21 protein-coding genes, 1 pseudogene and 1 riboswitch are annotated in these 18,423 nt (G+C 72.2%); of the genes and pseudogenes, 11 read left to right on the top strand and 11 right to left on the bottom strand.

From position 1 onward, the window contains the following. The first annotated feature begins 1 nt into the window (after position 1). Positions 2-964, top strand: a complete 963-nt coding sequence (locus ABZ898_RS16710) for an ABC transporter substrate-binding protein (RefSeq protein WP_361658602.1) — start codon at positions 2-4, stop codon at positions 962-964. Between the two features lie 71 nt (positions 965-1,035). Here the strand turns inward: ABZ898_RS16710 and ABZ898_RS16705 are convergent, their stop codons facing one another. Then, positions 1,036-1,536: a carboxymuconolactone decarboxylase family protein gene (locus ABZ898_RS16705; RefSeq protein ID WP_361658599.1), complete on the bottom strand. Its 501-nt coding sequence runs from the start codon at positions 1,534-1,536 to the stop codon at positions 1,036-1,038. A 46-nt stretch (positions 1,537-1,582) separates the two neighbouring features. On the opposite strand from ABZ898_RS16705, the gene ABZ898_RS16700 reads away from it, so the two are divergent. From ABZ898_RS16700 to ABZ898_RS16675, 6 genes are all read left to right on the top strand, one after another. Beyond that, the gene (locus ABZ898_RS16700) at positions 1,583-2,977 is read left to right on the top strand and encodes a PLP-dependent aminotransferase family protein (protein ID WP_361658596.1); all 1,395 of its coding nucleotides are present in this window, start codon (positions 1,583-1,585) and stop codon (positions 2,975-2,977) included. Positions 2,978-3,060: 83 nt separating this feature from the next. Further along, positions 3,061-3,417 carry a hypothetical protein gene (locus tag ABZ898_RS16695; RefSeq protein ID WP_361658593.1) on the top strand — a complete coding sequence of 119 codons (357 nt, stop codon included), beginning with the start codon at positions 3,061-3,063 and terminating at the stop codon, positions 3,415-3,417. A 20-nt stretch (positions 3,418-3,437) separates the two neighbouring features. Continuing rightward, positions 3,438-4,625 (top strand): glutathionylspermidine synthase family protein, encoded by a 1,188-nt coding sequence (locus ABZ898_RS16690; protein WP_361658590.1) that lies wholly within the window; start codon positions 3,438-3,440, stop codon positions 4,623-4,625. A 37-nt stretch (positions 4,626-4,662) separates the two neighbouring features. Next, positions 4,663-4,749: riboswitch (ZMP/ZTP riboswitch) on the top strand. A 36-nt stretch (positions 4,750-4,785) separates the two neighbouring features. Further along, positions 4,786-6,243, top strand: coding sequence for a glycine hydroxymethyltransferase (locus ABZ898_RS16685; protein ID WP_361658587.1), 1,458 nt, complete (start codon positions 4,786-4,788; stop codon positions 6,241-6,243). Between the two features lie 66 nt (positions 6,244-6,309). Further along, positions 6,310-7,323 (top strand): tryptophan--tRNA ligase, encoded by a 1,014-nt coding sequence (gene trpS / locus ABZ898_RS16680; protein ID WP_361658584.1) that lies wholly within the window; start codon positions 6,310-6,312, stop codon positions 7,321-7,323. Positions 7,324-7,506: 183 nt separating this feature from the next. Next, positions 7,507-8,085: a 2'-5' RNA ligase family protein gene (locus ABZ898_RS16675; RefSeq protein ID WP_361658581.1), complete on the top strand. Its 579-nt coding sequence runs from the start codon at positions 7,507-7,509 to the stop codon at positions 8,083-8,085. A 10-nt stretch (positions 8,086-8,095) separates the two neighbouring features. On the opposite strand, the gene ABZ898_RS16670 is transcribed toward ABZ898_RS16675, so the two are convergent. After that, positions 8,096-8,851, bottom strand: a complete 756-nt coding sequence (locus tag ABZ898_RS16670; RefSeq protein WP_361658579.1) for a decaprenylphospho-beta-D-erythro-pentofuranosid-2-ulose 2-reductase — start codon at positions 8,849-8,851, stop codon at positions 8,096-8,098. Positions 8,852-9,012: 161 nt separating this feature from the next. Between ABZ898_RS16670 and ABZ898_RS16665 the strand changes: the two genes are divergently transcribed. Further along, positions 9,013-9,921: a YihY/virulence factor BrkB family protein gene (locus ABZ898_RS16665; RefSeq protein WP_361658576.1), complete on the top strand. Its 909-nt coding sequence runs from the start codon at positions 9,013-9,015 to the stop codon at positions 9,919-9,921. Here ABZ898_RS16665 and ABZ898_RS16660 read toward each other — a convergent pair. Beyond that, positions 9,869-11,155, bottom strand: coding sequence for a D-alanyl-D-alanine carboxypeptidase (locus ABZ898_RS16660; protein WP_361658574.1), 1,287 nt, complete (start codon positions 11,153-11,155; stop codon positions 9,869-9,871). The genes ABZ898_RS16665 and ABZ898_RS16660 overlap by 53 nt on opposite strands. A gap of 91 nt (positions 11,156-11,246) precedes the next feature. Here ABZ898_RS16660 and ABZ898_RS16655 point away from each other — a divergent pair, with 91 nt between their 5' ends. Beyond that, complete coding sequence (locus tag ABZ898_RS16655; protein ID WP_361658572.1) at positions 11,247-11,486, top strand: hypothetical protein; 240 nt, start codon at positions 11,247-11,249, stop codon at positions 11,484-11,486. A gap of 13 nt (positions 11,487-11,499) precedes the next feature. Then, entirely contained in the window at positions 11,500-12,774 is a 1,275-nt protein-coding gene (locus ABZ898_RS16650) for a metallophosphoesterase (protein WP_361658570.1), read from the top strand. Positions 12,775-12,788: 14 nt separating this feature from the next. Here the strand turns inward: ABZ898_RS16650 and ABZ898_RS16645 are convergent, their stop codons facing one another. Beyond that, positions 12,789-13,622: a PIG-L family deacetylase gene (locus ABZ898_RS16645; RefSeq protein ID WP_361658567.1), complete on the bottom strand. Its 834-nt coding sequence runs from the start codon at positions 13,620-13,622 to the stop codon at positions 12,789-12,791. Positions 13,623-13,793: 171 nt separating this feature from the next. Continuing rightward, positions 13,794-14,573: a VOC family protein gene (locus ABZ898_RS16640; RefSeq protein WP_361658565.1), complete on the bottom strand. Its 780-nt coding sequence runs from the start codon at positions 14,571-14,573 to the stop codon at positions 13,794-13,796. 127 nt (positions 14,574-14,700) lie between these two features. Here ABZ898_RS16640 and ABZ898_RS16635 point away from each other — a divergent pair, with 127 nt between their 5' ends. Then, positions 14,701-15,378, top strand: a complete 678-nt coding sequence (locus tag ABZ898_RS16635; RefSeq protein ID WP_361658562.1) for an alpha/beta hydrolase — start codon at positions 14,701-14,703, stop codon at positions 15,376-15,378. Between the two features lie 164 nt (positions 15,379-15,542). On the opposite strand, the gene ABZ898_RS16630 is transcribed toward ABZ898_RS16635, so the two are convergent. From ABZ898_RS16630 to ABZ898_RS16605, 6 genes and pseudogenes are all read right to left on the bottom strand, one after another. Further along, entirely contained in the window at positions 15,543-16,034 is a 492-nt protein-coding gene (locus tag ABZ898_RS16630; RefSeq protein WP_361658559.1) for a hemerythrin domain-containing protein, read from the bottom strand. Positions 16,035-16,119: 85 nt separating this feature from the next. After that, entirely contained in the window at positions 16,120-16,848 is a 729-nt protein-coding gene (locus tag ABZ898_RS16625; protein WP_361658556.1) for a TetR family transcriptional regulator, read from the bottom strand. Between the two features lie 11 nt (positions 16,849-16,859). After that, entirely contained in the window at positions 16,860-17,348 is a 489-nt protein-coding gene (locus ABZ898_RS16620) for a DUF393 domain-containing protein (protein ID WP_361658993.1), read from the bottom strand. Positions 17,349-17,353: 5 nt separating this feature from the next. After that, positions 17,354-17,761: a hypothetical protein gene (locus tag ABZ898_RS16615; RefSeq protein WP_361658554.1), complete on the bottom strand. Its 408-nt coding sequence runs from the start codon at positions 17,759-17,761 to the stop codon at positions 17,354-17,356. 95 nt (positions 17,762-17,856) lie between these two features. After that, a complete protein-coding gene (locus ABZ898_RS16610) occupies positions 17,857-18,267 on the bottom strand; it encodes a VOC family protein (protein WP_361658551.1) in 411 nt (136 codons plus the stop codon). A gap of 9 nt (positions 18,268-18,276) precedes the next feature. Then, positions 18,277-18,393: pseudogene (locus tag ABZ898_RS16605) on the bottom strand (Uma2 family endonuclease); the annotation flags it as partial. Positions 18,394-18,423: the final 30 nt, after the last annotated feature.

Below are 18,423 nucleotides of genomic sequence, written 5' to 3'. Positions count from 1 at the left end.
CATGCGATTCCGTACGACCCTCTCGGTGAGCGTCGCGGCCGCGTCCGCGCTCGCCCTGCTCACCGGCTGCGGCGCCGCCGACATGACCAAGCAGGCGAGCCCCTTCGCCAACGCGGGCGGCGCCAAGAGCATGACCATCTCCGTGCAGTCCTGGGTGGGCGCGCAGTCCAACGTGGCCGTCGCGAAGTACCTGCTCGAACACAAGATGGGCTACCGCGTCGACACCGTCCAGGTCGACGAGATCCCCGCCTGGGACGCGCTCAGCCAGGGCCGCGTCGACGCCCTGCTGGAGGACTGGAGCCACCCCGAGCAGGAGAAGCGGTACGTCCACGACAAGAAGACCGTCTCCTACGCGGGCGGCCTCGGCGTCACCGGGCACATCGGCTGGTTCGTGCCGACGTACTTCGCCAAGCAGCACCCGGACATCACGAACTGGAAGAACCTCAACAAGTACGCCTCCCGGTTCCGCACCGCCGAGTCCGGCGGCAAGGGCCAGATCATGGACGGCTCCCCGGCCTACGTCACCCATGACAAGGCCCTGGTGAAGAACCTGAAGCTGGACTACCAGGTCGTCTTCGCCGGCTCCGAGGCCGCGCAGATCACCCAGATCAAGCAGTTCGCCAAGGAGAAGAAGCCCTTCCTGAGCTACTGGTACACCCCCCAGTGGCTGTTCAAGAAGGTGCCGATGACGGAGGTGAAGCTCCCGCCGTACAAGGAGGGCTGCGACACCGACACCGCGAAGATCACCTGCGCGTACCCGAAGACCCCGCTGCGCAAGTTCCTCAACGCCGACTTCGCCCGCTCCGGCGGCAAGGGCGCGGAGTTCCTGAAGAAGTTCCAGTGGACGACGGAGGACCAGAACGAGGTCTCCCTCATGATCGCCGAGCAGAAGCTCAGCCCCGAGGAGGCCGCGAAGAAGTGGGTCGACGCCCACCCGGACCAGTGGAAGCGCTGGCTTCCCTGATCCGATGACACCGGACCGCGGACGGCGGCGCGTGCCTGGGGGCCGCGCCGCCGTCCGCTTCCGGTTTCCGGTTACTTGTGCTGCCCCGGCGTGTAGTGCCCCGGCACCATCCGGGTCGACACGGCGAACCGGTTCCAGGCGTTGATCACCGTGATCGAGGCGATCAGCTGCGCCAGCTCCGCCTCCTCGAACTCCTTGGCGGCGCGCTCGTACACCTCGTCCGGCACGAAGCCGTCGGTGAGCACGGTGACCGCCTCGGTCAGCTCGATCGCCGCCAGTTCCCTCTGGGTGTAGAAGTGCAACGACTCCTGCCAGGCGCTGAGCTGGACGATCCGCTCCAGGCTCTCCCCGGCCGCCAGCGCGTCCTTGGTGTGCATGTCCAGGCAGAAGGCGCAGTGGTTGAGCTGGGAGGCGCGGATCTTCACCAGCTCCAGCAGCGTCGGGTCGAGGCCCTTCCGGGCGGCGGCGTCGAGGCGGACCATCGCCTTGTAGACGTCCGGCGCGTGCTCGGTCCAGGCCATGCGGGCGGGGTGCTCGGGGGCGTAACCGCCTGTGTTCTCCGTGGTGTCCATACGGGAAGCCTAGGAGCGAAGCAGCCCAGGAGTATGGTCCATTCCCATGGCGGATTCATGGGCCAATCTGGGCATCGACCTGCACCTCGAACCGGCCGGGAGCAGCGGCCTGCGCCGGGGGCTGACCGACGCGCTGCGCGACGCCGTACGCACCGGCAGGCTCGCCCCCGGCACCCGCCTGCCGTCCTCCCGCACCCTGGCGGCGGACCTCGGCATCGCCCGCAACACCGTCGCCGACACCTACGCCGGCCTGGTCGCCGAGGGCTGGCTCACCGCCCGCCAGGGCTCCGGCACGCGCGTGGCCGACCGGGCGGTGTCCCCGGCCGGCGCGGAGGCCGCGCCCGCCCGGCGCCGCCCGCCGGGCCGCCCCGCCCACAGCCTGGTCCCCGGCACCCCCGACCTCGCCGCCTTCCCGCGCGCCGAGTGGCTCAGGGCCGCCCGCCGCGCCCTGAACCGGGCCCCCAACGACGCCCTGGGCTACGGCGACCCGCGCGGGCGCCCCGAACTCCGCGCCGCCGTCGCCGGATACCTCGCCCGGGTCCGGGGTGTGCGCGCCGACCCCGGCTCGGTGCTGATCACCGCGGGCTTCTCGCACGCCCTGCGCCTGCTGGGCGGGGTGCTGCGCGGCCGGGGTGCCCGCACGGTCGCCGTCGAGTCGTACGGCCTCGACGTGCACCACGACCTGCTCGCCGGGGCGGGCCTGACGACGACCGCGCTGCCGTACGGCGAACTGGGCACCGAAACGGGGGCGTTGAGCCGCGAGGGCGCCGTGCTCCTCACCCCCGCGCACCAGTTCCCCATGGGCACCCCGCTGCACCCCGACCGGCGGGCCGCCGTCGTCGACTGGGCGCGGCGCACCGGCGGGCTGATCCTGGAGGACGACTACGACGGCGAGTTCCGCTACGACCGCCAGCCCGTGGGCGCCCTCCAGGGCCTCGACCCCGGCCACGTCGTCTACCTGGGCACCGCCAGCAAGGCCCTCGCCCCCGGTCTGCGCCTGGGCTGGATGGTGGTGCCCCCGGCGCTCATGGCGGAGCTGACCGCGGCCAAGGGGCACAGCGACACCGTCGGCGTGCTGGACCAGCTGACGCTGGCCGAGTTCCTCGCCTCCGGCGCCTACGACCGCCATGTCCGCGCCGCCCGGCTGCGCTACCGGCGCCGCCGTGACGCCCTCGCGGCCGCCGTCGCCGACCGGGCGCCCGAGGTGACGGTCACCGGCATCGCGGCCGGGCTGCACGCGGTGCTGCGGCTGCCGCCCGGCACCGAGCAGACGGTCCTGCAGGCCGCCGGCTGGCAGGGGCTCGCCCTGCACGGCCTCTCCTTCTACCGCCACCCGCTGGCCGTCGCCGACCCGCTGGACGCCCTGGTCGTCGGCTACGGCACCCCGCCCGACAGCACCTGGTCCACCGTCCTCGAGGCCCTGTGCCGGGCCCTGCCGTAGAAAACGACCGGGGGTACCGGTGCGCACCGGCGCGCCGGTCTCTAGGGTGGGTCGAACGCACTACCGACGGGGGAGAACAGAACATGCCTGACACCCGCGCACAACTCAGGTCCACCACAGTCGTCCTGGGCGGCATGGGGCTGCTCGCCGTGGCCCTCACCGCCTGCTCGTCCGACCCGGACAAGCGCTGCGTGGACCGGGACAGCTACAACGTGGCCAAGGGTTACCACATCGTCTCCGACAAGAACTGCAAGTTCACCACGGGTGCCAACGGCGCCTACTACTACGGCGGCAAGAAGAAGGGCTCCTGGGTCCGCGGCGGTTCCTTCACCCGGCCCGGCAAGTCCAGTGGTTCCTCCGGCGGTTCGCACTACGACGACGACAACCACAGCGTGCACCGCGGCGGCTTCGGCAGCGGCCACGGCAGCTCCGGCGGCTGACCGGACCGGGAAGCACGCACATGGAACGCCGTACGATCACGCCCCGGCCCGACTGGCAGCGCACCGTCGAGGAGCAGGGGATCGTCTACCCGCTCACCCGCCATCCCGACGGCAGCCTGCGCCCCTACTGGGACGAGAGCGCCTACTACGTCTTCTCGCTTGCCGAGGTGGAGGCGCTGGAGGAGACCGTCGAGGAACTGCACGCCATGTGCCTGGCCGCCGCCGGGCACCTGGTGGAGCGCGGCCGCCTCGCCGACCTCGGCATCACCGACCCGCGGGTGGCGGCCGCGGTCACCGAGGCATGGCACCGCCGCGACGAACTCCCGTCCGTCTACGGCAGGTTCGACCTGCACTACGACGGCACCGGCCCGGCGAGGATGCTGGAGTACAACGCGGACACCCCGACCTCCCTGGTCGAGGCCGCCTCCGCGCAGTGGTTCTGGATGGAGGACCGCTTCCCCGGCGCCGACCAGTGGAACTCGCTGCACGAGCGGCTGGTCGACGTCTGGCGCAAGCAGGCGAAGCTGCTCCCGCCGAACGCCCCGCTGCACTTCGCGCACTCCTCGGCCGACGAACTGGGCGAGGACCTGATGACGGTCGCCTATCTCAAGGAGACCGCCGAGCAGGCCGGGCTCGCCACCGACTGGCTCGCCATGGAGGAGATCGGCTGGGACACCCTCTCCGGCCGCTTCGTGGACAACCGGCTGAAGTTCATCCGCGCGATCTTCAAGCTCTACCCCTGGGAATGGCTCACCACCGACGAGTTCGCCGGGCACGTCCTGGACACCCTGGACAACGGCGGCGGCACCGGCAGCACCCTGTGGATCGAGCCCGCCTGGAAGATGCTGCTCAGCAACAAGGCCCTGCTGGCGATCCTCTGGGAGCTGTACCCCGGCCACCCGAACCTCCTCCCGGCCCACCTGGACGGCCCCCGCGAGCTGGCAGGCACCACCGGCTACGCCGCCAAGCCGCTGCTCGGCCGCGAGGGCGAGGGCGTCACCCTGCACCCGCCCGGCAGCCCGCCGCCCGCGCCGCACGAGGAGCCCTGCTGCTACCAGGCGCTCGCCCCGCTGCCCGCCTTCGACGGCAACCACGTCGTCCTCGGCGCCTGGGTCGTCGGCGACGAGGCGGCCGGCCTCGGCATCCGCGAGTCCTCCGGCCTGATCACCGACTCCTACGCCCGCTTCCTGCCGCACGTCATCCTCTGAGACGGCGCGCCGTCCGCCCCGTACGGCCGGTAGGCTGGTCGTGGGCCGTGACTGGCGCGCTGGGATGGGACCAACCATCGGGGAGCGGCCCGGAAGATCAGTGCCGTGCGCCTGGGCCGAACCGAACACGACGACACAGACGCCCTGTCCGGAGGCCCCGATGCCCGAGAACCCCGCCCCGTCCGGCTCCGCCGAGTCCACCGCCTACCGCGCCGCCCTCGACGTCATCCGCGCGGTCGAGCCGCGCGTCGCCGACGCGATTGGCCAGGAGGTCCACGACCAGCGCGACATGCTCAAGCTGATCGCGTCCGAGAACTACGCCTCCCCGGCCACCCTGCTGGCGATGGGCAACTGGTTCAGCGACAAGTACGCCGAGGGCACCGTCGGCCGCCGCTTCTACGCGGGCTGCCGCAACGTGGACACCGTCGAGGCCCTCGCCGCCGAGCACGCCCGCGAGCTGTTCGGCGCCCGGCACGCCTACGTCCAGCCGCACTCCGGCATCGACGCCAACCTGGTCGCCTTCTGGGCGGTCCTCGCCGACCGGGTGGAGGTCCCCTTCCTGGAGAAGGCGGGCGTGCGCCAGATGAACGAGCTGTCCGAGGCCGACTGGGCCGAGCTGCGCCAGGCCTTCGGCAACCAGCGCATGCTCGGCATGTCCCTGGACGCGGGCGGCCACCTCACCCACGGCTTCCGGCCCAACATCAGCGGCAAGATGTTCGAGCAGCGCTCCTACGGCACCGACCCGGCCACCGGCCTGATCGACTACGAGGCGCTGCGCGCCCAGGCCCGCGAATTCCGGCCGCTGATCCTCGTTGCCGGGTACTCCGCCTACCCGCGCCTGGTGAACTTCCGGATCATGCGGGAGATCGCGGACGAGGTCGGCGCGACCCTCATGGTCGACATGGCGCACTTCGCCGGTCTGGTCGCGGGCAAGGTCCTCACCGGCGACTTCGACCCGGTCCCGCACGCCCAGATCGTCACCACCACCACGCACAAGTCGCTGCGCGGCCCGCGCGGCGGCATGGTGCTGTGCGACGACTCGCTCAAGGACCAGGTCGACCGGGGCTGCCCGATGGTGCTCGGCGGCCCGCTGCCGCACGTGATGGCCGCCAAGGCGGTCGCCCTGGCCGAGGCCCGGCAGCCCTCCTTCCAGGACTACGCCCAGCGGGTCGTGGACAACTCCCGCGCGCTCGCCGAGGGACTGATGCGGCGCGGCGCCACCCTGGTCACCGGCGGCACCGACAACCACCTCAACCTGATCGACGTCGCCGCCTCCTACGGCCTCACCGGCCGTCAGGCCGAGGCCGCCCTGCTGGACTCCGGCATCGTCACCAACCGCAACGCCATCCCCGCCGACCCCAACGGCGCCTGGTACACCTCCGGCATCCGCATCGGCACCCCCGCCCTGACCACCCGCGGTCTCGGCACGCCGGAGATGGACGAGGTGGCCGGCCTGATCGACCGCGTGCTGACGGCCACGGAGCCGGGCACCACCAAGTCGGGCGCCCCCTCCAAGGCCCAGCACGTCCTGGACCCGAAGACGTCGGACGAGATCTCCCGGCGGGCCACCGACCTGGTGGCGGGCTTCCCGCTCTACCCGGAGATCGACCTCGGCTGACAGCCGCCCCCGCGCGGGGCCGGTGCGGTGCCGTCACCACTCTCCACACCTGAGACAATGGTGTGCATGGCGACTGACCGACCCCGCGTGCTTTCCGGTATCCAGCCCACCGCAGGCTCGTTCCACCTGGGCAACTACCTGGGCGCCGTCCGCCAGTGGGTGGCCCTCCAGGAGACGCACGACGCCTTCTACATGGTCGTCGACCTGCACGCGATCACGCTTCCGCAGGACCCCGCGGAGCTGCGGGCCAACACGCGCCTTGCGGCCGCCCAGCTCCTCGCGGCGGGTCTGGACCCGGACCGCTGCACCCTCTTCGTGCAGAGCCAGGTGCCCGAGCACGCCCAGCTCGCCTGGGTCATGAACTGCCTCACCGGCTTCGGCGAGGCGTCCCGCATGACCCAGTTCAAGGACAAGGCCGCCAAGCAGGGCGCCGACCGGGCCAGCGTCGGCCTCTTCACGTACCCGATCCTCCAGGTCGCGGACATCCTGCTCTACAACGCCGACGAGGTCCCCGTCGGTGAGGACCAGCGCCAGCACGTCGAGCTGACCCGTGACCTCGCCGACCGCTTCAACGGCCGCTTCGGCCAGACCTTCACCAGCCCGAAGCCGTACATCCTCAAGGAGACGGCGAAGATCTACGACCTCCAGGACCCGGCGGTCAAGATGAGCAAGTCGGCGTCCACGCCGAAGGGCCTCATCAACCTGCTGGACGACCCGAAGGTGACGGCGAAGAAGGTCAGGAGCGCGGTCACCGACACCGACACGGTGATCCGCTTCGACCGGGAGAACAAGCCCGGCGTGAGCAACCTCCTCACCATCCACTCCACGCTGACCGGCACGCCGGTCGCCGATCTGGAGCGGGAGTACGAGGGCAAGATGTACGGCGCCCTGAAGACCGACCTCGCCGAGATCGTCACCGGGTTCGTCACCCCCTTCCGCGAGCGCACCCAGCAGTACCTCGAGGACACCGAGACGCTGGACTCGATCCTGGCCAAGGGCGCGGAGAAGGCCCGTGCCGTGGCCGCCGAGACCCTGGCGCTGGCCTACGACCGGGTCGGCTTCCTGGCGGCGAAGCACTGACCGGCGCGGCGGGGGCGCACAGCCGCCCCCGTCCGTGCGACCGCACGCGTGTCCGGTGGGGCAGAGCGCCGTACATCACTTCCGTTGCGCCTGCCCTGGGGGCACCCGTGGTCGTACAGTCGATAGCCGAGGGCCGTACGCGAAGACGGCCGCAGTAGACAGCACGCGATGACAGGAGACGACGTGGGGATCGTAACGATCGGCGTGTCGATCGCGGTCCCGGAGCCTCACGGCAGCCTGCTCCAGCAGCGGCGCGCGGGCTTCGGCGACACCGCGGCGCTCAGCATCCCCACGCACATCACGCTGCTGCCGCCCACCGAGGTGGAGGAGGCGGACCTGTCCGCCGTCGACGCCCACCTCGCCGAGGTCGCGGCGGCCGGCCGCCCGTTCCCGCTGCGGCTGTCCGGCACCGGCACCTTCCGCCCCCTCTCCCCGGTCGTCTACGTCCGGATCGAGCAGGGCGCCGAGGAGTGCGCCTCCCTCCAGGCCCACGTCCGGGAGACCTCCGGGCCGGTGCCGCGCGAGCTGCAGTTCCCGTACCACCCGCACGTCACCGTGGCGCACGGCATCGACGAGGCGGCGATGGACCGCGCCTTCGAGGAGCTGGCCGGCTTCGAGGCCGCCTGGCCGTGCACCGGGTTCGCGCTGTACGAGCAGGGCCCGGACGGCGTGTGGCGCAAGCTGCGCGACTACCCGTTCGGCAGCCCCGTGGTGCCGCCGCAGGCCGGAGCGGCCGAGCGCGACACCATCGCCAGCCGCTGACGGGTCCCGCTCAGACCGGCAGCCTGCGGAACAGCGCGCGGGGCGCGTGCCGCAGCACCGACATCACCGGGCGCAGCGCGCCGGGCACCCACACCGTCTCCGAGCCCCGGCGCAGGCCGAGTTCGACGGCGGCGGCCACCTGTTCCGGGGTGGTGGAGAGCGGCCCCGGCGCCAGGTGGGCGGTGTGGGGGGTGCGCACGAATCCGGGGCGCACGACCATGACCTGCACCCCGGTCCCGTGCAGCGCGTCGCCGAGACCCTGGGCGAAGGTGTCCAGGCCGGCCTTGCTGGAGCCGTAGATGAAGTCGGAGCGGCGGGCGCGTTCGGCGGCCACCGAGGAGAGCACCACCAGCGCGCCGTGCCCCTGGGCCTGGAGGGCCGAGGCGGCGACCAGGCCGGAGGAGACCGCGCCGGTGTAGTTGGTGGCGGCGACCCGCACCGCGCGCAGCGGCTCGCGTTCGTCCCGCGCCTGGTCCCCGAGGACCCCGAAGGCGAGGAGCACCATGTCGACGTCGCCCTCGGCGAACACCTTGCCGAGGGCGGTCTCGTGGGACTCCGGGTCCAGGGCGTCGAAGGCGACCGTGCGCGCGTCGGCGCCGAGCGCGGCGAGGCCGCGGGCCGCGCGGTCCAGGGCGGGGCCCAGGCGCCCCGCGAGCCAGACGGTGCGGGTGCGGCGGGCGACCAGGCGGCGCGCGGTGGCCAGCGCGATCTCCGATGTGCCGCCGAGGACGAGGAGGGACCGGGGAGGGCCGCAGACAGCAGACATGCGGGTGACCGTATCGTCCGCATATGGGGGAAGAGTCGCAAGGCGGCGCCGGGCTCCCCGCAATGGGTGATTAATGGGACGCGGCCCCCGGTGGCTGCCGGGTCCCCGCTGATCCGGGGTATCGGCACATGGAGTCCCGGCGACGAGGGCAGAGGCGGATCATGGACTGGCTGAAGAAGCTGCCCGGCATCGGGCCGATCGTGACCTGGCTGATGACCACGCACGCGTGGCGCTCGTACGCGCGCCTGGACCGGGTGAACTGGACCTGGCTCGCCGCCGCCATCACGTTCGTCAGTTTCGTGGCGCTGTTCCCGCTGCTGACGGTCGCCGCCGCGATCACGGCGGCCACGATGAGCCCGGCCCGCCAGCGCACCGTCCAGCACGAGATCGCCGACCAGTTCCCCGGGCTCGGCGACCAGCTGGACCTCGCCTCCCTGGCGCAGAACGCCGGCACGGTCGGGATCATCGCCGGTGCCGCGCTGCTGTTCACCGGCATCGGCTGGGTCGGCCAGGTCCGGGACTGCCTGCGCGCGGTGTGGGAGCTGCCCGAGCGGGACGGCAACCCGGTCGTGCTGAAGCTGAAGGACGCCGGAGTCCTCGTCGGGCTCGGCGGCGCCCTGCTGGTGACCCTGGCCGCCTCCACGCTGGCCTCGGCCGCCATCGGACGCCTCGCGGGCTCGATAGGGCTGGACGAGCACAGCTGGGGGACCGTCCTGCTGCGGGTGGCCGCGTTCGCCGTCGCCGTGCTCGCCGACTTCCTGGTGCTGCTGTACGTGCTGAGCCTGCTGCCCGGTGTCGAACCGCCGCGCCGCCGCCTGGTGGTGGCCGCCCTGCTCGGCGCGGTCGGGTTCGAGCTGCTGAAGCTGCTGCTGAGCGGCTACATCCAGGGCGTCGCCACGAAGAACGTGTACGGCGCCTTCGGTGTCCCCGTCGCCCTGCTGCTGTGGATCAACTTCACCTCGAAGCTGGTGCTGTACTGCGCCGCCTGGACGGCGACGCGCAGCGAGGAGGGGAAGGTCACCGGCGCGTCCGGCGACGCATCAGGTCAGGCAGCGGCCAGCGGCGGTTGATCAGGAAGGCGCCGCCCGCGAGCAGCACCAGCACGCCCGCGGTGACGGCCAGGGCGGTGCCCGCGCCCCGGGAGCCGCCCTGGGCGGCGGCTGCGCCCTTCACCGGCTCGGACCCGGCGCCCGCGGTGCCCTGCGGGGCGCCGGTGACATCGGCGCTGGGCGCCCCGCTGGGCCGGGCGCTCGGGGTGGCGTTCAGCGGCGGGACGAGCGTGCCGACCGGCTTGACCTTGCCCGAGGCGCCGAAGCCCCAGTCGAGGAGCCGGGCGGTCTCCTTGTAGACCTCGTTGTGCTCGTGCTTCTCCGGGTTCATCACGGTGACCAGCAGCACCTTGCCGCCCCGCTCGGCGACGCCGGTGAAGGTGGCGCCCGCGTTGGTGGTGTTGCCGTTCTTGACCCCGGCGATGCCCGGGTAGACGGAGATGTCCGCGTCGCCGCTCAGCAGGCGGTTGGTGTTCTGGATCTCGAACGCCTCACGGGTCCCCTTGCCCTTGCCCTTGTGCGTGGTGGCGCCGGGGAACTTGGCCCGCACGGTGGAGCAGTACTCCCGGAAGTCCTTCTTCTGCAGCCCGGAGCGGGCGAACAGCGTGAGGTCGTACGCCGAGGAGTACTGCTGGGGGGCGTCGTAGCCGTCGGGGCTGACCACGTGGGTGTCGCGGGCCTGGAGGGCGTCGGCGTGGGCCTGCATGTCCTTGACGGTCCGCGCGACGCCGCCGTTCATCGCGGAGAGCACGTGGACGGCGTCGTTGCCGGAGCGCAGGAAGACGCCGAGCCACAGGTCGTGGACGGTGTAGGACTCCTTCTCCTTTATCCCGACCATGCTCGAACCTGCGCCGATCCCGGCCAGGTCCGTGGGCAGCACCTGGTGGCGCTGGTCCTTGGGGAAGCGGGGCAGCACGGTGTCCGCGAACAGCATCTTCAGGGTGCTCGCCGGGGGCAGCCGCCAGTGCGCGTTGTGCGAGGCGAGGACGTCGCCGCTCTCGGCGTCGGTGACGATCCAGGACCGGGCGGTCAGGTCCTTGGGCAGCACCGGGACGCCCGGGGCGAGGTTCACCTGCGTGCCGGGGACACCGAGGCGCGCGCCGCCCACCTGGGACATCCGGGCGGGGGGTGCGGTGGTGGGGCTGGTGGAGGGCTTGGGGGCGGCGAGAGCGGCCGGTGCGGTGACGGAAACGGTCAGCAGCGCGGCCGATGTGATCAACAGGGATCGCTTGGCGATCTTCTTCGGAGCGGACACGATCGAGAACGTACCTGCCACGGGCTGTGAAGTCCCGCCTCCCGCTCCACCCCGGCCACGGAACCGGACAGCGGGCGGCGATACTGGAGTCATGAAGCTCAGCCGCCCGGTCTCCTGGTTCCTGCTCGCCTTCGGGGTGTGGAGCTGGGTCATCTGGGTCACTTTCGTCAAGAACCTCGTTGCGGACGGCAGTGGTCTCGCCTTCGACGACGGTCGTCCCACGGCCTACTTCTGGGTGCACCTGCTGCTGGCGGTCGTGTCCTTCGTACTGGGGACGGTCGTCGGGGTCATCGGGTTGCGCGGACTGCGCGCATTGCGTCGGACGTCATAGGGGATCGCGTCGGGTGGTCATCGTCTTCGTGTTCGTCGCCCTGGCCGTACTGGCCCTCGTGGCGGGCCTCCACTGGTATGTCTGGCGCCGCCTCGTCCGCGACACCACCCGCCCGCGCGGTGTGGGCCGCCGGGCGGGCACGGCCCTGTTCGTCGCGGCTCCGCTGTTGATGATCGCCGCCCTGGTCGCCGAACGCTCCGGCGCCCCCTTCTGGCTCCAACGCGCCCTGGCCTGGCCGGGGTTCCTGTGGATGGCGCTGGCGCTGTACCTGCTGCTGGCGACGGTCGCCACGGAGCCGGTGCGCGTCTGGGCGGGGCGGCGCGCCCGGCGGGCCACGCGGGAAGCCGTGTTCGCCGGTCTTGACCGGGTGCCGGTGCCCGCGGCGGAGCCGCCGGCCGACGAGGCGCCCGCCGCCCCGGTCCCGCCCGCGGAGCCGGACGCCATGGCACTCGCCTCCGCGGCCCTCACCCGCCGCCTCTTCGTCTCCCGCGTCGCCGGAGGCACCGCGGCCGCGGTGGCGCTCGGAACGGCGGGCTGGGGGACGTACGGGGTGCTGCGGGGCCCGCGGGTGAAGCGGGTGACCGTGCCCCTGGCCAAGCTGCCGCGGGCCGCGCACGGCTTCCGTATCGCCGTCGTCAGCGACATCCACCTGGGCCCGGTGCTGGGCCGGGGCTTCGCGCAGACGGTCGTCGACACGATCAACTCCACCCGGCCGGACATGATCGCGGTCGTCGGCGACCTGGTGGACGGCAGCGTCAAGAACCTGGGACCGGCGGCGGCTCCGCTGGCGGGCCTGGAGTCCCGGCTCGGCACGTTCTTCGTCACCGGCAACCACGAGTACTTCTCCGGCGCCGAACAGTGGCTCGAAGAGGTCCGCGCGCTCGGGATGCGCCCCCTGGAGAACGCCCGCACCGAGCTGCCCCACTTCGACCTGGCCGGAGTGAACGACCTCCAGGGCCGCGGCGAGGGTCACGGCCCGGACTTCGCCAGGGCCCTCGGCGACCGCGACACCGCCCGCGCCTGCGTCCTCATGGCCCACCAGCCGGTCCAGATCCACGACGCCGTGCGCTACGACGTCGACCTCCAGCTCTCCGGCCACACCCACGGCGGCCAGCTCTGGCCCGGCAACCTGATCGCCAAGGCGGCGAACCCGACGGTGGCGGGCCTGGAACGCTACGGCGACACCCAGTTGTACGTCAGCCGGGGCGCGGGCGCGTGGGGTCCGCCGACGCGCGTCGCCGCCCCGTCCGACATCACGGTGATCGAACTGGCGTCACGGGAGGCGTAGTCGGGGGCGCGGCCTCAGCGCAGTCCGGCGAAGAGGTCGTCCTCCGGGGTGGGCGCGCCGGTGGTGTCCCGGACCCGTACGAAGGTCTCCGTGCCCATCATGTCGCCGAACCGCTCCCTGCCCATCCGGAGGAAGAAGATGTTCTCGCCCTGGCTGGCGTGCGCGGCCAGCGCGTCGTACTTCTGACCGCTGAACGCGGCGGTGTCCACCCAGGTGGTGATCTCGTCGTCGGGAAGGCCGATCTCGGCCAGAGCGGCGGCCTCGGCGGGGTCGGGCTCCGGCATGTCCGCCCCGAACTCGCGCATGACCTCGCCGAAGCGGGCCATCTGCGAGCGGGGGACGGTGGTCCAGTACACCTTGGGCGTCAGCCCGCTCATCTCCACCGCCGCCATCGTGATGCGGTGGGCCTGGATGTGGTCGGGGTGGCCGTAGAAACCGTTCTCGTCGTAGGTGACGACCACATCGGGGCGGTAGTGCCGCATCAGCTCCGCCAGGCGGGCCGCGCCCTCCTCCACCGGGGTCCGCCAGAAGGAACCGGGGGCGTCGTTGCTCGCCCAGCCCGTCATCCCTGAGTCGGCGTAGTCCAGCGTCTCCAGATCGCTGATCTTCAGGACCTCGCAGCTCGCCTCGAGTTCCTGACGGCGCATCCGGACGACCGCCGCCGGATCGTGGCCGGGCTCGCCCGGCTTCACGCCGCCCGGCCCGTCACCGCACCCGCCGTCGGTACACGTCACGAGCACCGTCCGGACGCCTTCGGCCGCGTACCGCGCGAGGACGCCTCCGGTTCCGGTCGCCTCGTCGTCGGGGTGGGCGTGCACGGCCATGAGCGTCAAGGGCCGGTCGGTCATGAGGGTCCTCCTGCGGAACACGTCTCGGTCCGGATGCGCGGCGGACACCGCGATCCCGACCGTCACAACCGCGCCGACCGGACCGCCTGTTCCCCGCGCCGGGACGGACTCGGCGCCGAGCGGCCGGCGGAGGCCGGCAAGGTCCTCCGCCGCGCCGGAGGCGCTACGGGGTCACGGACGGCCCGGCTTGATCATCGCGAACGGGGCGCCCTGCGGGTCGGTGACCACCGTCATGCGGCCCGCGGCCATGTCGAACGGCGGGACCAGGACATTGCCGCCCCGCCTGACCAGCGCGTCCACGGTGGAGTCCACGTCGTCCACCGCGAAGTACGTCAGCCAGTGCGCCGGGGTGCCCGGCGGGTCGTTGGCGAGCAGCGTCGCGCCGCCGACCGTACGGCCGCCCACGCGCAGCTCCCAGTACGAGTCGTGGCCCTCCATCGGCATGATCTCGATGCCGAACGCCTCGCCGTAGAAGGCGGTGGCGGCCTCCACGTCGCTGGTGTGCAGCTCGTTCCAGGTCAGCGCGCCCGGCTCGTTCACCACCCCCGCGCCGAAGAAGTCGCCCGGCTGCCACACCCCGAACACCGCGCCCTGCGGATCGGCGGCGACCAGCATCCGGCCCAGGGTGCCGACGTCCATCACCGGCGCCAGCAGGGTGCCGCCCGCGGCCACGATCTGGTCCTGGGTGGCCACCGCGTCGGTGGTGGCCAGATAGCTGGTCCACACGGTGGGCGGCTCCGGCGCGCCCTCGGGGGCCATCGTCGGGCCGACACCGGCGACGGGCCGGTCCTGCAGCTCGCAGACCGCGTAGCCGCCGAACTCCGCCGGGCCGGGCGCGCCCTGCCAGCCGAACAGGTCACGGTAGAAGTCCAGCGCGGCCTGCTGGTCCCGCGCCATCAGATCGACCCAGCAGGGTGTGCCGGTCGCGTACGGGGTGGTGACTTCGGGCATCGTTCGCTCCCTGGTGCTATGTCGGGGGTGGACACCCTTCCGTCCCGGCACGGAAGCGTCCCTCCGACACGCCGCGAGGCACTGACCGGCTCTTCCCGCCCGCCTCGGCCCGGCCTACGATCACTCGATGAAGTACGTGATGGTGCCGGGTGGTTGGCAGGGTGGCTGGGTGTTCGAACCGGTCGCCGCCGAGCTGCGCCGGGGCGGCCACCACGTCGAGGCGGTGACCCTGTCGGGACTGGAGCCGGACGGCCCGGCCGATGCGGACCGGCCGCCGAACCTCGATGCCCACATCGACCAGGTGGCAGAGGCCATCGACCGTGGCGGCGGAAGGCCCGTCGCACTGTGCGGGCACAGCTACGGCGGGATGGTGATCGCCGGTGTCGCGGACCGGCTCGGCGACCGCCTCGAACAGCTCGTCTTCATCGACGCGTACGTCCCGGACGACGGGGATTCCTGCTGGTCCCTGACCAGCGACACCTTCCGGGAACTGTTCATCGCCGGCGTCCGTGCCGACGGTCGATGGGTCGCCGTCCCCGAAGGGCTCGACCCTCGCGCACGACCGCACCCGCTGGCGAGCTTCGTCCAGTCGATCAGCCTGGGAGGCCCATCCCACCCCGCGCTCGGCCGCACGTTCATCAGTGGGGGCGCGTGGCCGGGCAGCCCGTTCGTGACCCTGACCGAGCGGCTGCGCGACGACCCGGACTGGCGGGTCCACGAGATCCCCGTCGGCCACAACATCGCCCGCCGCGCCCCGCAGAGCCTCGCGGCGGTTCTCGGCGCGTTGCAGAGCGACTCCGCCTGACGCGGAGGCTTGCGGACAGGGCGCTCGCTTCTCAGCGCATGGACGCGGGCAGCGTTGCCCGTGCCTGGTGGCAAGCGGCAGGCGTCCCCGCCTGACCGCGGCGGCGTACGCGACGGGAGGTGGCGCGGGCCTTGGCCGGGGCCCGCACCCCTGTGGCGGCGAGGTCAGGAACCGACGATCCGGCGCAGGTTCTCGACCGAGCCCGGCTCGTCCTTGAGGCGGCGGTCGCGGTCCGCGACGAAGGCCGCGCCCAGTTCCTCGCGCCGTTCCATCGCCACGTTCTCGCGGGCGCCGTTGAGGATGGTGCGCTCCTCCTCGTCGGTGTGGTGGGTGATCGCCTCCACCAGCTCTTCCAGCCTGGAGTCCCACTCCTCGGAGCCGACCTCCTTCACCTCCAGCAGGTGCAGCAGGGCCTCGTTCCCCTCGTCGTGCTCGTGTTCGCCGTGCTCGACCTCTTCGTCGTCGATGTTCCGGTACCGCTTCAGGGCGGGGTAGACCTCGGCCTCCTCGGCCAGCGCGTGCGCGACCAGCAGACCGGCGAATTCCTGGAGCGCCCCGGCCCGGTCGGCCTCGACGCTGCGCATCTGCCGGAACAGGTCCTCCATGCGGCGGTGGTCCTGGAGGATGAGTTCGACGACGTCCTGGGTCTCGGCCATGAGGGGCACCACTCTCGTGCGAAGTGTTCGGGTGCCCACCGTGTACCCCGGCCCCGCGCGGGGATGACTCGCCGCGCGGGCGGGATCAGCTCCGGCCGCGCGGTGCCGGCAGGGCCTTCGTCATCCCCGGCAGGAAGTCGTTGAAGAGTTCGTGGACCTCCAGGACCAGCGGCCGCAGGACCCGGAAGCGGGACAGGGCTACGCCCCGCGCCGTGAGGCGGGCGCCGCGGCGGGCCAGGCGGTAGCTGCGCTCGCGGTTCTCCGTACGGTCGAAGACCCAGTAGAGGACCAGCCCCATCTGGGAGAGCCACATCAACTCGGGCAGCGCGTCGCGCAGTTCGGGGGAGACCTTGGACTTCGAGCCCGACAGCACCTCGCGGTGGACGCTGATCGCCTGCTCGCGGGCGTGCGCGCTCTCGGGGGAGAAGGGGCTGAGCGGGCTGTCCGGGTCGGCCGCGTTCTTGAAGAACTGCACGGCGAACTCGTGGTACGGCTCCGCGATGTCCAGCCAGGCGGTGAGCACGCCCGCGAGGCGCGCCTCCAGCTCCGTCTCCCGGGCGAGCACCGACCGGACCGCCACCTGGTGCTCGGCGGCGATCCGGTCGTAGAAGCCCTGGATCAGGTGCTCCTTGCCCGCGAAGTAGTAGTAGGCGTTGCCGACCGAGACCCCGGCCTCCTTGGCGATGGCCCGCATCGTGGTCTTGTCGTAGCCGTTCTCCTGGAACAGCCGCATCGCGGTCTCGAGGATCAGCGCGCGGGTCTGCTCCGACTTGCTCTGGGGTCCGGCCTCGGGGCCGTCGTTCTTGGCGGGCACGGTAGGAGAGCCTAACCAGTGGGGCAGGAGCCGTCCGAGCAGGACGGCGGGTCGTACACCCAGCCCTGCTCGGGCAGGTACCGCCAGCCGTCCGCGCGGCTGTACGTCCGCCGCCCGCCCCACTGCGCGCCCCGGTACTTCGCCGCGGCCAGCACCGCGCCCCGGGCCAGCACCGCGCCGGTGGGGGAGCTGAGCCGGTGCGCCAGCGGGCGGTGCTCGCGCAGCGCCCACAGCACCACGATCCAGGCCGCCGTGCCCCGGTACACCTGCCCGGAGTCCCCGACCACGGTGATCTCCTCCAGCGTGCCGGCGGGGTCGAGGCCGGGGAACCGGCCGCGGGCCTCGGCCGACCCGGCGGGCACCAGCTCCAGCGGGACCGACTGCGGCTGCCGCAGCAGCCAGTCGCGCAGGTGGGCGCAGAGGCCGCACTCGGCGTCGTAGAGGACGGTCAGCCCCCGGACCGGGGCGCTCGTGACGCCCCGGTCCGCCGCGCCGGTCACGGTGCTCACGCCCCGGCCGTCGGCGGGAGCCAGCCCTGCGGGGCGACCGGCGGCTGCGTCTCCCGCTCCATCAGGCCGCGCCGGCGGATCTTGTTGAGCACGAAGACGTTGCCCAGGTGCATCGCGCCGAGCACGAGCAGCACCACGCCGAGCTTGGCCGACAGGGTCTCGAAGATCCCCCGGGTGTCGTCGATCGTGCCGTCGTCGCTCAGGTAGAGCGTCACGAAGCCGAGGTTGACGAGGTAGAAGCCCACCACCAGCAGGTGGTTGACCGCGTCGGCGAGCTTCTCGTTGCCGTGCAGCACGTCGGACAGGAAGACCCGTCCGTTGCGGCTGAGCGTGCGGGCGACCCAGACGGTCAGCCCGATGCTGACGGCCAGGTAGATCACGTAGGCGATGACGGTGCGGTCCATGCCCCACCCCTTCTTGAACGCGTTCAAAACGCTGACAGGGATGACTGTAGACCTGTTTTTGAACGTGTTCAACCAAGTGGTGCGAGACCTGGATCTCAAGCCCTGCGGGCGAGTTCGGGGCGCTTGGTGTAGTCGGTGAACCCGAAGACGTTGCCCCACGGGTCCGCGAACTCGACGGTCCGTCCGGTCGCCGTCGACATCGCCTCGTCCATCGGCTCGATCCCGGCCTCCGCCAGCCGCCGCGCCGCCGCCCGCGCGTCCGGCACCTCCAGCCACAGGCGCGGCGAGGGCCAGGAGGGCGGCCGGCGCCCGAGCCCCTCCTCGTGGCGCAGCAGGATGCCGGGCGTCTCCCCGCCCACCTTCAGCAGCGCGATCCCGCCCTCGTCGAACCGGAACCCCACGTCGAACCCGGCCCGCTCGTAGAACCCCACAGCCTCCCCGAGGTCCCCCACGGGCAGTACGGCGTTGTCGAACCCCAGCAGCTCATGCGCTTCGTCGTCTGACATGGCGTCAGGTTAGCGACGAGGGCATCCCGCCTCGATGATCGCGGCCACGTCCAGGGTGACCTTCGCCCCGATGGAGTCGGGCAGGGTGATGGTCTCGCCGGGGGAGTGGATGCGGTGGGTGCCGTACGTTCCTTCACCCGGACGTGTCCACAGACG

It is taken from the genome of Streptomyces sp. NPDC046860, from assembly GCF_040645115.1.
GTDB lineage: Bacteria > Actinomycetota > Actinomycetes > Streptomycetales > Streptomycetaceae > Streptomyces.
Note: the sequence above shows the minus strand (reverse complement) of the source record. Positions and strands in the feature narration are given on the sequence as shown.